This is a genomic window from Rahnella sp. PCH160 (assembly GCF_047784855.1).
Lineage (GTDB): Bacteria > Pseudomonadota > Gammaproteobacteria > Enterobacterales > Enterobacteriaceae > Rahnella.
Genome location: NZ_JBLOGT010000001.1, coordinates 3,341,319 through 3,354,538, shown reverse-complemented (window position 1 = coordinate 3,354,538; position 13,220 = coordinate 3,341,319). Strand labels below are relative to the sequence as shown.

Annotated in this window: 8 protein-coding genes, 1 other RNA gene and 1 pseudogene; 6 read left to right on the top strand and 4 right to left on the bottom strand. The window is 55.7% G+C overall.

Translation table 11 applies throughout. From position 1 onward, the window contains the following. Positions 1-209: 209 nt before the first annotated feature. Positions 210-1,196 carry an arabinose ABC transporter substrate-binding protein gene (locus tag ACM5QY_RS15460; protein ID WP_416121630.1) on the bottom strand — a complete coding sequence of 329 codons (987 nt, stop codon included), beginning with the start codon at positions 1,194-1,196 and terminating at the stop codon, positions 210-212. Positions 1,197-1,612: 416 nt separating this feature from the next. Between ACM5QY_RS15460 and ACM5QY_RS15455 the strand changes: the two genes are divergently transcribed. The 6 genes from ACM5QY_RS15455 (at position 1,613) to ACM5QY_RS15430 (ending at position 9,298) form a co-directional block, all read left to right on the top strand. Then, positions 1,613-3,292: a ribulokinase gene (locus ACM5QY_RS15455; RefSeq protein WP_416121629.1), complete on the top strand. Its 1,680-nt coding sequence runs from the start codon at positions 1,613-1,615 to the stop codon at positions 3,290-3,292. Between the two features lie 51 nt (positions 3,293-3,343). Beyond that, entirely contained in the window at positions 3,344-4,849 is a 1,506-nt protein-coding gene (gene araA, locus ACM5QY_RS15450; protein WP_416121628.1) for an L-arabinose isomerase, read from the top strand. Positions 4,850-5,360: 511 nt separating this feature from the next. Further along, positions 5,361-5,443: non-coding RNA, RtT sRNA (locus ACM5QY_RS15445), on the top strand. Between the two features lie 364 nt (positions 5,444-5,807). Continuing rightward, entirely contained in the window at positions 5,808-6,551 is a 744-nt protein-coding gene (locus ACM5QY_RS15440; RefSeq protein ID WP_416121627.1) for an ABC transporter ATP-binding protein, read from the top strand. An 86-nt stretch (positions 6,552-6,637) separates the two neighbouring features. Continuing rightward, positions 6,638-7,579: an ABC transporter substrate-binding protein gene (locus tag ACM5QY_RS15435; RefSeq protein WP_416121626.1), complete on the top strand. Its 942-nt coding sequence runs from the start codon at positions 6,638-6,640 to the stop codon at positions 7,577-7,579. A 60-nt stretch (positions 7,580-7,639) separates the two neighbouring features. Continuing rightward, positions 7,640-9,298, top strand: a complete 1,659-nt coding sequence (locus tag ACM5QY_RS15430) for an ABC transporter permease (RefSeq protein ID WP_416121625.1) — start codon at positions 7,640-7,642, stop codon at positions 9,296-9,298. Here ACM5QY_RS15430 and ACM5QY_RS15425 read toward each other — a convergent pair. The 3 genes and pseudogenes from ACM5QY_RS15425 to mlc all read right to left on the bottom strand — a co-directional run bounded on the left by ACM5QY_RS15425 (position 9,295) and on the right by mlc (position 13,139). Beyond that, positions 9,295-10,775 (bottom strand): annotated as a pseudogene (locus ACM5QY_RS15425) (MDR family MFS transporter). The gene ACM5QY_RS15430 and the pseudogene ACM5QY_RS15425 overlap by 4 nt on opposite strands. A gap of 131 nt (positions 10,776-10,906) precedes the next feature. Then, positions 10,907-11,593: a dethiobiotin synthase gene (gene bioD / locus ACM5QY_RS15420; RefSeq protein ID WP_416121624.1), complete on the bottom strand. Its 687-nt coding sequence runs from the start codon at positions 11,591-11,593 to the stop codon at positions 10,907-10,909. A gap of 322 nt (positions 11,594-11,915) precedes the next feature. Further along, on the bottom strand, positions 11,916-13,139 hold the full coding sequence (gene mlc, locus ACM5QY_RS15415) for a sugar metabolism global transcriptional regulator Mlc (protein WP_416121623.1): 1,224 nt from the start codon (positions 13,137-13,139) through the stop codon (positions 11,916-11,918). Between the last annotated feature and the right edge of the window lie 81 nt (positions 13,140-13,220).

The window sequence follows — 13,220 nt, the reverse complement described above, 5'->3', positions numbered from 1 at the left end:
TACTGCACCACAGAAAACAGTCGCATTTCTTAACCGTCGTCCGTAGTGCAGCAGCGTTATCTAATGCTCGTTTCAACACCGATTTCCTCAAAATCATTCGGGTTGCAGAAAGGCGGCAAGCTTGAGAGTCCCCGGGAGCTTACATAAGTAAGTGACCGGGGTGAGCAAGCGTAGCCAACGCATCTGCGGCCCGAAGGATGAAGAGGAAATTACATCAGGCCTTTCTTCTTCAGTTCTTCTTTGAAGTTGTCGCGGGTGATCAGGACAACGTCGGTCACTTCGGTGAATTTCGGTGGTTCAACGCCTTTGGTCACCCATTCGTTCAGCATCTGGATACTTTTGTAACCGTGGATATCCGGGCTGGGTAACAGGGAGCCGTAGAAGCCGGTTTGTGCGCTTTTTGACAGCTCATTCACCGCATCCACACCGTTGATGCCGATGCCGATCACGTTCGCGGCTTTAAAGCCCTGACCTTCTGTTGCACGCACGCCACCCAGAACGGTGTTGTCGTTCATGCCGATGATCAGCCAGTTTTTCACGTCAGGATGTTGCACCAGCAGGGAGTTACCGGCATCCAGTGCGCCGGGGATGTCGTTGGATTTAGTCGGGACTTTATAGATTTGTTTTTCCGGGAAACCCGCCGCTTTGAGCGCAGCCATTGAACCGGAAGTGCGGCGGCGCGCGGTGTCCAGCTCATCAGCCGTGATAGCCATGACGCCTGTGTCCGCCACTTTCCAGCCGCGTTTTTGCATTTCTTTATACAGTTCCTGGCCCTGACGTTCGCCGATTTTGGTCGCGGCCATCATGACTAATGGCACATCATCCATCGGTTTGCCTTTGGCATTCACAAACTGGTCGTCGACCTGGATCACTTTCATGTCATAGCTGCGGGCCTTGGCCATAATGGCCGGGCCAAGACGAGGGTCTGGTGTGCAGATAACAAAGCCTTTCGCGCCGTTTGCCGCGAGGCTGTCAATGGCATTCAGCGTTTTTTCTCCATCCGGCACAGCAATTTTAATGACCTCAAAGTTCAGATCCTTGCCGGCTTTATCGGCGAATCGCCATTCAGTCTGGAACCACGGCTCTTCCGGCTGCTTAACCAGGAAACCCAGCTTCGGATTTTCTGCTGCCATAGCTGAATGTGACATAACGGCAGCTAAACCAACCGCCGCTAACGCCTTAGTGAATTTATGCATGATGTTCTCCGACTTTTATTGTTGTTTTTCACGATCCCGGCCCTGAATGGGAAGGTTTGCCATCGTCGTGAAAACGTTATCAGTAGCGTAAGGAAACAAATTCGGAGTGCGGCGAAGTCCGTTATATAGCGGATTTACGTCACACTCTCTTGTAAGACGCAGTCAGTTTTAGCGGTAATTTTGCAGCGGAATGTAGAGCGCTATCACACGGCGGGAAAACAGCAGGTTTGTACATAGATATAGCGATTTTAGCCAAACGCTAACATTTGACCAACCTCACAGAAACATCATGAGGAGCAGATTTGTGCATACTTCCAGCTAACGCCTCCTCACTCACTTTTTGCCATCCTCCTACTGTTAGAGCAATTCGATTCGCCGCCGTAATGACTACGGCAAACCTGAAGGAGTGAGAAAGAATGACGCAAGGTGCGATTGCTCTTGGTCTTGATTTTGGCAGCGATTCCGTCCGGGCACTGGCCGTTGATTGTCAGACCGGTGCCGAGATGGAAACCGATGTGGTTTACTACCCGCGCTGGAATGAAGGCCGCTATTGTGATGCGGCTATAAATCAGTTCCGACACCATCCGCTTGATTATATAGAGGCGATGGAGCAGGCGATTAAAAACGTCGTACAACGTCTGGGGCATGAACGCGCTGCACGCGTGGTCGGTATCGGCGTTGATTCCACCGGTTCCACGCCCGCACCGGTCGACAAAGATGGCAACATTCTGGCCCTGAACCCGGAATTCGCCGAAAACCCGAACGCCATGTTCGTGCTATGGAAAGATCACACGGCAATAGAAGAAGCCGAAGAAATTAATCGTCTTTGCCGCAGCGGCGATTTTCCCGACTATTCCCGCTATATCGGCGGCGTTTACTCCTCCGAATGGTTCTGGGCCAAAATTCTTCATGTTTCACGCGCCGACAAATCTGTCACCCAGGCCGCCGCCTCCTGGGTGGAATTGTGCGACTGGGTGCCCGCCCTGCTTTCCGGCACCACCGCGCCGGACAAAGTCGTGCGTGGCCGTTGCAGTGCCGGGCACAAAATGCTCTGGCATCCGTCGTGGGGCGGCCTGCCGCCGAAAGATTTCTTCGCCGCGCTCGACCCGTTATTAGTGGAACACCTGCCGTATCCGCTGTTTACCGAAACCGTCACCGCCGATCAGGCCGTAGGCACACTGACCCCGGAATGGGCACAGCGCCTCGGTTTACCGGCGAGCGTGGTGCTTTCCGGCGGTGCGTTTGACTGCCACATGGGCGCAGTCGGTGCCGGAGCGCAGCCTTACACGCTGGTCAAAGTGATCGGCACCTCCACCTGCGACATTCTGATTGCCGATAAAGAGCGCGTGAACGACCGCGCGATTGCCGGGATTTGTGGTCAGGTTGAAGGCAGTGTCGTGCCGGAGATGATCGGGATGGAAGCCGGGCAATCGGCGTTTGGCGATATGTACGCGTGGTTCAGCCGTCTGCTGAGCTGGCCGCTGGTTCAGGCCGCCAAAGCGCATCCGGAACTGAAAGATCAGCTCACTGCATTACAAAAAAATCTGCTGCCCGATCTGACCGCCGCGTGGGCCGAAAATCCTAAACTGGATCACCTGCCGCTGGTGCTCGACTGGTTTAACGGACGCCGGACACCGTTTGCCAATCAGCGTCTGAAAGGCGTCATTACTGACATCAATCTCGGCACCGAAGCGCCGGAACTGTTCGGCGGTTTCATCGCGGCCACCGCCTTTGGTGCGCGCGCGATTATGGAATGTTTCGAACAACAGGATATTCCGGTTGAAAACGTTCTCACGCTCGGCGGTATTGCCCGTAAATCGCCGGTCATCATGCAGGTTTGCGCCGACGCCATGAACCGCCCGTTGCAGATTGTCGCCTCCGAACAGTGCTGTGCGCTGGGTGCCGCCATCTTTGCTGCCGTCGCGGCCGGAGAGTTCAAAGACGTCCCTGCCGCTCAGGAAAAAATGGCGTGCAGCATCGAGCGCACGTTGTTGCCGGATCCGCAGCGCGTCGAACAATACCAGCGCCTGTACGAACGTTATCAGCAATGGTGTGCCACCACTGAACCGCTGTTTGCAGCGAAGACAGCACACTGACTACTTTTTCGAAAACGGCTTTTTCAAACATCTGAAATTCAGGAGTGATTAATGGACGCGTTTAAACATCTCGAAGTGTGGTTCGCTATTGGCAGTCAGCATCTGTACGGGCCGGAAACGTTACGTCAGGTAAAGGAGAACGCCGAGAAGGTGGTCAATGGCCTGAACTCAGAAGCCGGATTGCCGGTTAAACTGGTGCTCAAACCGCTGGTCACCACCCCGGACGAAATCACCGCACTGTGCCGCGAAGCCAACTATGCGAATTCCTGCATCGGCCTGATTACCTGGCTGCACACCTTCTCGCCGGCCAAAATGTGGATTGCCGGTCTGAGCATCCTGCACAAACCGCTGTTGCAGTTCCATACACAGTTCAACGCTGAAATTCCGTGGGACACCATGGACATGGACTTTATGAACCTGAACCAGACCGCGCACGGTGGCCGTGAATTCGGTTTCATCGGCGCGCGTATGCGTCAGCAACATTCCGTTGTCGCCGGTCACTGGCAGGATGGCGAATCGCACCGCCGCATCGCCCAGTGGATGCGCGTTGCGGCCGCGAAAAACGAAAGTCAGCATCTGAAAGTGGCCCGATTTGGCGATAACATGCGTGAAGTCGCGGTGACCGAAGGCGATAAAGTGGCCGCGCAAATTCAGTTTGGCTACAGTATCAATGCCTATGGCATCGGTGATCTGGTCAGCGTCATCAACGAAGTCAGCAAAGGCGATATCGACCAGCTGGTGGAAGAGTATGAATCCACTTACCGTCTGACGGATGCCGTGAAACTCAACGGTGAACGTCGCGAAAATCTGCTGGACGCGGCAAAAATCGAACTGGGGATGACCCGTTTCCTGGAACAGGGGAAATTTGGCGCATTCACCACCAACTTTGAAGATCTGCACGGCATGAAACAACTGCCGGGGCTGGCGGTACAGCGTCTGATGCAAAAAGGCTACGGCTTTGGCGGCGAAGGTGACTGGAAAACCGCGGCCCTGCTGCGCATCATGAAAGTGATGGCCAGCGGCCTGAAAGGCGGCACGTCGTTCATGGAAGATTACACGTACAACTTCAAGCCGGGCAACGATCTGGTGGTCGGTTCGCACATGCTGGAAGTGTGCCCGTCGATTGCCAAAGAAGAAAAACCGCTGCTGGATGCGCAATATCTGGGCATTGGCGGCAAGGCTGATCCGGCGCGTCTGATTTTCTCCACCCCGGCAGGCCCGGCGGTCAACGCCAGCGTCATCGACATGGGCGACCGTTTCCGTCTGTTAGTGAATCTGGTAGATACCATCGAACAGCCCCATCCGCTGCCAAAACTGCCGGTTGCCCGCGCGATCTGGAAAGCCCAGCCTTCTCTGGCGACGGCGGCAGAAGCCTGGATCCTCGGCGGCGGCGCACACCACACGGTGTTCTCGCAGGCGCTGGATATCGACGCACTGCGGTTGTATGCGGAGCTGTCCGGGATCGAGTTGCTGGTGATTGATAACGATACGACGCTGGCGGACTTCAAGAATCAGATCCGGTGGAATGAAGTTTATTACAAGCTCTGCAGCCGCTAAGGGGCTGTTTTAAAAACGAGTTTTTTTTAATTTTCTTAAGTGCGGTGATCACGCAGCCCAAGTCAAAACCTTGGGTTGCCACCCAAACCGGCCTCAGGGGTGGCTTATCGCCGCCACCCCTAAGAACCCCGGGCTCTTTCACTGCGCGCTACCGCTTGCTGGCCATGTTTCAGCAATTTCTGCTAGTGCCGCAAAATCCCGCCGCTGCGCGGTTCCTTCCAGTCGGATTACAAACCGCGCGAAAAAATACGCGGTTTTCCACCTCTCCTTCCAGCGTGATTTTTGAAAGCGGCCACTGGCTATGTAATTCGAAAGATGGATGCTGGCTGGTTTTGATTTGCTCCTTCTCCTCTCACGAGGGGAAGGCCGGGATGGGGTGTTGGTTTTAGCGACTCAGTGGCCTGCTAAACCCCCTCCCGGCCTCCCCCTTCGCAGGGGGAGGAGCAAACCAACCGATTGTTATATTTGAAAAAGCCTCCAGCCGCTTTCAGAAAGCTTGCTGAGTGAGTGTTTCGAGACCGAAAGGCTTGAGCCGAGCGAAGCGAGACAACGTCACGAAGTGACGACCCGAAGGGCGAGGCCGCAGGCCGAGTAAAACCGAGTAAGGGAACCGCGCAGCGGCAAGTTTTCGCGGCAATAGCTGTGGCTGCTGAAACTTAGCCAGCAAGCGATAGCGCGTGTTGTAAAAAGACGCGGAGATTCCAAAGAGGGCTCGTCATAGCCCTCTTTGGTCGGTTTCGGCACCCGTCGCTGAGCGGTCACCGCCCGTGAAAAACCGAAATTTTCTCAATCTGCTATCAGCGATCCACTGCAAGTGAAAAACCAAAACTCACCCGGTTAATCCGTTAAGCCGCCCGCCAGGGCAATTTGCGGCACCTTTCTAAAAGGTGTCACACTCCGGTCACATTCCCCCTTTACGCTCACCCCACAATTAAGTCCCAAAGAGGATAGTACAACCATGATCATTCCAGCTAAATCCAGCGGGAATGCGCTGCCGCGCACCTGTCCCGCTATCGCCATCCATCAGGTTTCCCATTTCTTTGGGAGCAACCCGGTACTCAATCACGTCAATCTGACGGTGCCTAAAGGCACGATCCTCGCATTGCTGGGGCCTTCAGGCTGCGGCAAAAGCACGTTGCTGAAAATGCTCGCCGGGCTGCTCAATCCGGCATCCGGGGAAATCCGCTTCGACGGCGAAATCGTCGCCAGCGGCTCGTTCAGTCTGCCGCCGGAAAAACGCAATCTCGGCATGGCCTTTCAGGATTATGCGCTGTGGCCGCACATGAGCGTCCGGCAGAACGTCGCATTTCCGCTGCAAATGCGTGGCATCAAAGGCCATGCGCAGGAAGAAAAAGTGATGGCGGCGCTGGAACGCGTCGGGCTGGCGGATTTCGTCTCGCGCCGCCCTTCCGAACTTTCCGGCGGGCAGCAACAGCGTGTTGCCCTCGCCCGCGCCATCGTCGCCGAACCCCGCATCCTGCTGTTTGACGAACCGCTGTCGAATCTTGACCGCGATTTGCGCGAAAACCTGTGTGAAGAAATGGCAGTGCTGCTGCGCCAGCTCGGCACCACGGCGGTTTACGTCACGCACGATCAGCACGAAGCCCGTGCGCTCGCCCATCGTATTGCACGCATGGACCAGGGCGCTATCGCCAGTATTGACACGATTGATCCTTCCGTAATTTCACCTTTTGTTGCTTAACCTCTGATGGGATAAAAATCATGAACCGCACACTCAGCACTTTTCATAAAAAAAACAGCACGTTTTCCCGGACTAAAACAGGCGTAATGACCGCAATGACTCTTTCTCTCGCAATGGCAACAGGCAGCGCGCAGGCGCTGACGCTCTACACCGCCGGGCCGGGCTCTCTGGCAAAAAAACTGGCAGCAGGTTATGAAAAACAAACCGGCGTGAAAGTGGATGTTTTTCAGGCCACCACCGGCAAAGTGATGGCCCGTCTGGACGCCGAGCAGGCCAATCCTCGCGCCGACGTGCTGATTTCGGCGTCCTGGGATACTGCAACCGATCTCGAAAAACGCGGCTGGTTGCTGGAATATCAAAGCCCGAACGCAGAGCAGGTTCCGGCGCAATTTAAAACGCCTTATTACGTCGCGCAGGGGATTTCCGCACTGGGCATCGTATGGAACACCAAAAGCGGCACGACCGAGCCTAAAGACTGGGGCGATTTAGCCAAACCTGAATTCAAAGACAAAGTGACAACACCTGACCCGTCGCTTTCCGGTGCGTCGCTGGATTTGCTGATCGGGTTACAAAACGCCCACGCGCAGCAGGCGTGGAAGCTGTTTGAAGATCTGAAAGCCAACGGCATGATTATCGCCGGGCCGAACGCACAGGCGCTGACGCCGGTGTTACAGGGCGCGAAAGCCGCCGTATTTGGCGCGGTGGATTACGTGTCTTACGCCAGCGTGCAGGACGGTGAATCCGTTAAAGTAATCTTCCCGGGCAGCGGCACCGTGATCGCCCCGCGCCCGATGATGATCCTCAAATCCAGCCAGCAGCAAAAAGAAGCCAAAGCGTTTATCGATTACGCGCTTTCGCCTGAAGGCCAGAAACTGGTGGCGGATGCGTGGCTGATGCCAGCGCGCACCGATATCGAAGCCAAACGTCCGTTGTTTAAATCGCTGAAACTGTTGCCAGAGGCTTCTCAGGCGTCGGCATCGCGCAAAGAAGTGCTTGAGCGTTTCGCAAAACTGTTCGGTCAGCAGTAAACCAGTCACGGGCTGTTAAAGCAGCCCGTTTCCCCTCTCCGGACAACGACGACAAATACCATGAACAGAAATGCTTTTTTGCCCGGCGTGACGGGCATCGCGTTGTTATTGCTGGTCGCCGTACCGGTCAGCTTTGTGATTTTACAGGCGGTTTTCCCGCATCTCGATACCGGGGCTTATTCCGCGCCGTTCAGCGCATTTACCCGTGTTTTCGCCGAACCTCAGCTGCGTGAACTGTTTTCCACCACGCTGAAAGTCGGGCTGGGTGTCGCACTGTGCAGCGGAGTGATCGGTATTCCGCTCGGCGCGCTGCGTGGCCTGTTTGCCCTGCCGGGCGCGGCGCTGTGGGACGTTCTGTTTCTGGTGCCCTTTTTGCTGCCGCCTTATATTGCCGCCCTGTCGTGGATGCTGGCGCTGCAAACCCACGGTTATGTGCAGCAACGGGTGCCGTGGCTGCATCTCAACGATTTCCTGTTTTCTGTACCGGGTATGATTGTGGTGATGACGCTGAATGTCTTTCCGGTGGTGTATTTCGCGGTGTCGCGCAGCATGGCCGCCAGCGGCAGCCGTCTGGCCGACGTGGCACGTATTCACGGCGCAGGCCCGTGGCGCGCCTTTTCCCGCGTGACATTACCGATGGCACTGCCCGCCATGGCATCGAGTTTGCTGCTGGCGTTTACGTTATCCATCGAAGAATACGGCGTGCCGGGTGCGCTCGGTTCGCGCAGCGGCGTAGTGTTGCTGACCACCGGTATCGAAGCGCGTCTGGCCGACTGGCCGATTGATTTGCCCGGCGCGGCGGTGCTTTCGCTGATGCTGGTGGCGATCGCGCTGTGCGCTTACAGCGTTCAGCGTGCGGTTGTGGCGGGCAAGAATGTGGAAAGCATGACCGGCAAACCGGCTGATGTCACACCCAAACCGCTGAAAAACGCAACGATCCCGGTACTCATCTTATTTGCGTTAGTGACGCTGATTGCCGTGGCACTGCCGATTTTGTCCATGCTGGCCACGGCGTTTTCCGGCACGCTTTCCGGCGGGCTTTCGCTGTCGAACCTGACGTTACGCCACTTCGGCGCGCTGTTTGCTGCACACGGCGACGCGCTCAGCGCCCTGTCAACCAGCCTCAGTCTGGCGCTCGGCACGGCATTAATCGCGGGCGCGACGGGCTTTCTGGCGTCGTGGCTGGTGGTGGTCAGGAAGATCCGCGGTTCGGCGCTCATCGACGGATTGTCTTTGTTGCCGGCCGCGCTGCCGGGGATTGTGGTCGGCGTCGGCCTGATTCTGGCGTGGAACCGCAGCTTCTGGCCGGTCACGCCTTACAACACCTGGGCGATTTTGCTGCTCGCTTATTGTTGTCTGCTGCTGCCTTATCCGGTGCGCTACGTCAGTGCGGCGTTAAAGCAGATCGGCGGAAATCTGGATGCCGCTGCGCGGGTGCATGGCGCGACGGCGGCGCAAACGCTGCGCCTGATCCTGCTGCCGCTGGTCTTTCCCAGCCTGCTGGCGTCGATGATGATGGTGTTTGCCGTCGCCTCGCGCGAACTGGTGACGTCGCTGGTGCTTTCACCGGCGGGCGTGCAGACCGTTTCGGTCTACGTGTGGCGGCAGTTTGAACAGGGATCGGTGGGCGATGGTATGGCGATGGCGTCGGTTGCGGTGTCACTGAGCCTGACGCTGATGCTGGCTGCCGTCAGGCTTCAACGAAAACCGCTGGCTTAACTTTCCCGCTGCGGTTCTGTGTGCGGGCGGTCGCCTGCCGGAATTAACAACCCGGCGGCGACCGCCAGTACGGAAATAATCGCGGAGACCATAAAGACCCAGTGCAGAGAGGCCGCCACACTTTCGGTCAGCGCCGCCAGTTGATGGCTTTCCATCGCACTGCGCGTAGCTTTTTCCATCAACTGCTGAACCGGATCGTTCACCTGCGGCAGGCGATATTGCAGATTGAGGTTCAGCGTCGCGCCCAGCACAGCAGTGCCGATAGCCGAGCCCAACATGCGGGTGAATAAGGTGGATGCAGTCGCAATCCCGCGGATCGCCGGTTCCGTATTATTCTGCACCGATACAATAAACGTGGTGTTCGATAACCCCATCCCCGCGCCGATTGAAAATGCCGCCAGACGCGCCACCCACAGCCCGGAATCCAGCGAAAGAAACAGCAGCGCCACACTTCCCCCAGCAACAAAACGCCGCCCAGGACCGCCGTCGCGCGGTAAGACGTGGCCTGCATCAGACGGCTGCTGAGCATACTCGCCAGCGGCCAGCCGATGGACATCAGCGCCAGCGTGGTGCCCGCCTCCAGCGGCGTACCGCCGAGAACGCCCTGCACATAGGTCGGCAAAAACGCGCTGATCCCCATCATGGTCGCGCCGATAATCAGGCCGCCAATGTTACCGGCAATGATCACTTTGCTTTCCCACAGCGCCAGCGGGAACAGCGGCTCAGGCGTTTTGCGTTCCTGACGGATCAGCAAATATCCGCTGACCACCGCCAGAACAATCAGCGCCAGCGCCCAGTAGCCCAGCACTTCGGCCTGAAGCAACGCCAGCAGCAACGCCGCCACGGAAAGCGTCAGATAACCGGTTCCGGCCAGATCCAGCTTATGCTGTTTGCGCTGTCCGTCAGGCGGCAGATATTTGACCAGAATCGCCATCGCCACCAGACCAATCGGCACATTGACCCAAAACACCACCGCCCACGGGAAATGCGAAACAATAAACGCCCCCATCAGCGGGCCGACAATTGCCGAAACGCCCCAGACGCTGGACAGATATCCCTGTGCTTTTGCCCGTTCCTGCGGGCCATAAACATTGGCAATCAGCGTGGTCGCAATCGGCGTAATCGCCCCCGCGCCCAGCCCCTGCAACGCACGGAACGCAATCATCCAGGCCAGCGAAGGCGCGAAGCCGCACAGCACGGAGCCAATAAGAAACAGTGTCGTGCCGATGAAAAACATCTTCCGGCAACCGTACAAATCCGCCAGCCGCCCGTAGATCGGCACCGTAATCGCCTGCGTCAGCAGATAAACCGCAAAGACCCAGCCGAGCAACGAGAAACCACCGAGATCACCGATGATGGTCGGCATCGCGGTCGCCACAATCGTGACTTCAACGGCCGCCATAAACATCGATAACATGCAGGCGGTGAGGATTAAGGGGCGGTGAGATGATTTTACAACAGGAGTCGTGACGGCCATGTTCTCTGTTTTCGTTAGATTATGCGCTCAGGCAGATAGGCAAACTATACACAAACTATAGACAAAAAAGCGGCTCAGGGTTTGGCACTCTGAGCCGCTTTGTTTTGATTCATGCGTGACAACGTCACCGGTCAGGCTTTGGTCAACGTTTTCAGCTTCAGGCTGGACAGGTCGATATATTTTCCCATATCGCGGCTTTCCGCACGCGGCAAATAAGGAATTTCTCCCAGCAGCGGCGCGGAAATATTGGCGCTGATGGCATCTATAGTTTCCTGATAGTGGGCAAGGCATGGGTTAATTCGGTTTGCGACCCAACCCAGCAGCGGTAAACCATCGGCAATAATAGCCTGCGCGGTTAATAACGCATGGCTGACACAGCCTTCCTGAATACCCACCACTAATACCACCGGCATATTTTGCTGGCGAACCCAGTCTGAATATAAAAGATGCGGAGTAATCAATGTTCTCCAGCCATCGCACCCTTCTACAACCACTGAATCTGCCTCTTCACGCATGAAGTTGAGGCCACTGGTCATTATTTCAAAAATATTCTCCGGAACCTGGCTGGCATAAATATCTTCGTCAGCCAGGGCCAGAGGGGTTATTTTATTAAAAGGATAAGCAATAGAAGATGACTGCTGGAGAGTTACCGCATCTTTATTTCGAACCCCGTCGGCCAGCTCCTGGCTGCCTGTTGCAATAGGTTTATAGCCTAAAACGCAGCGATCCTGCGCGGCTAAGGCCTGAAGCAAGGCACGTGTGACAATGGTTTTACCTACACGGGCGTCCGTACCCGTGACGAAAAAGTGCGTTAACATGAAATTCAGGCTCCGGGATCTCTCCGTCTTATTGAAAGATAGCCTCCGGTAAGTCAAAGCCGCCAGAGACAAAGTAACAGCAGAAAGTCTAGGCGATGAGAGATGAGAGCGGTTTGCGTTAGCGCAATGTTTTGTTGGGTGGACTGTAAGGAATACGCATAAGGTTATAAGAATTTATTTAATGACATAATCTGATGGCATAGCCAAAAATAATGGAATGCCCTGACAGACCACGACTTCTCCGGTGTTAAACCCGCGGCTAATCTTGCTGATGCAGATCAATAAAAGCCGCCTTCCCGGAAAATATAGCCCGCTAAGTATATTAGCCCTGTAATAATTTAATCAGTAAAGAACCGCTGTAAAGCGCGTCTTTAACTAATGCTGCGCCGGGCATGGTGCCCTGATTATAAAATTGCGTGGATTCCAGTTTGATATTTTCGCTGTAGGCGGGAAGCGATTGCTGCTGAATACAGGACATTATCGCGGGATGAAGAATATCCTGAGATAAATTAAGCGGTGAGCCGATCAGCACTTTTTCCGGATTAAACAGATTCACCATGATGGCCAGAATGCGTCCCACGCTCTGCCCGACGCTGATAATCACATCACGCGCCAGCTGATCGCCCCGGTTGGCGGCGTCACACACCGCTTCAATCGTCAGCGACACGCCGTGAAGCAAACTGGCAGGCACCGGCACCGTCAGGCGCTGACGTACCAGATCCAAAATACTGTCTGTACTGGCGACGGTTTCCAGACAACCGTGATTGCCGCAATAACAACGTTTCCCGTACGGATCAACCTGGGTATGCCCGATTTCGGCCACGCTGCTGCTGCCCGCGTGCAACACGCGTCCGCTGGTGATCACCCCTGCACCAACGTTATGGTCAATGACAATCTGCACCACATTTTTGCAGCCGCGCGACGCGCCGTACAACGATTCCGCCAGCGTCCACGCACCGATATCGTGCTGAACATACACCGGCAGGCCCGTGTGCTCTGAAAGTGTATCGCCCAGCGGCATATCGAAAACGTCATGATAAAACGGCATACGGTGAACAATGCCCCGACGCGCATCAATCATGCCCGGCAGGGTAATGGCGATGGCGGTCAGGCGCTCAAGTTTGCGCTGATGGCGGATAAAGAACTGGTCAATTTCAGAAATGATGCGCTTAAGCAGCGGCTGATGCGCCTGTTCCGGCAGCGGAAGCACCTCTTCCACCACCAGTTTGCTGCTCAGATCCCGCAAGCCTAAGGTAATCGAGCCCAGGCTGATGCGTGCAGAAAGGTAGTGCCAGGCCTGAGTATCGAGGGCTAAACCAATGGCGGGACGCCCGCGACTGCCCGGATCCTGAAATTCAGTTTCAAGCACCAGATGGGCCTGAATAAGTTCGCGGACAATCTTCGTAATACTGGCCGGAGCCAGTTGGGCTTTTTTGGAAAGTTCTATGCGCGAAATGGGACCAAACTGATCTATCAGGCGATACACAGCACCGACATTGGTTTGTTTAATCTGATCAATATGGCCGGGTTGCCCGTCGGGGATCACTCAAGGAACTCCTGTTATTTTCGCGCTTCAAAATAAAGATTAGGGCTATGTTGGGGTTTTTGTCATATGTCGTCAACTATT

What these genes read in the sequence shown, in the direction of transcription:
- ACM5QY_RS15460 (WP_416121630.1), bottom strand. Translation starts at nt 1,196, where the DNA reads ATGCATAAATTCACTAAGGCGTTAGCGGCGGTTGGTTTAGCTGCCGTT.
- ACM5QY_RS15455 (WP_416121629.1), top strand. Translation starts at nt 1,613, where the DNA reads ATGACGCAAGGTGCGATTGCTCTTGGTCTTGATTTTGGCAGCGATTCC.
- araA (WP_416121628.1), top strand. Translation starts at nt 3,344, where the DNA reads ATGGACGCGTTTAAACATCTCGAAGTGTGGTTCGCTATTGGCAGTCAG.
- ACM5QY_RS15440 (WP_416121627.1), top strand. Translation starts at nt 5,808, where the DNA reads ATGATCATTCCAGCTAAATCCAGCGGGAATGCGCTGCCGCGCACCTGT.
- ACM5QY_RS15435 (WP_416121626.1), top strand. Translation starts at nt 6,638, where the DNA reads ATGACCGCAATGACTCTTTCTCTCGCAATGGCAACAGGCAGCGCGCAG.
- ACM5QY_RS15430 (WP_416121625.1), top strand. Translation starts at nt 7,640, where the DNA reads ATGAACAGAAATGCTTTTTTGCCCGGCGTGACGGGCATCGCGTTGTTA.
- bioD (WP_416121624.1), bottom strand. Translation starts at nt 11,593, where the DNA reads ATGTTAACGCACTTTTTCGTCACGGGTACGGACGCCCGTGTAGGTAAA.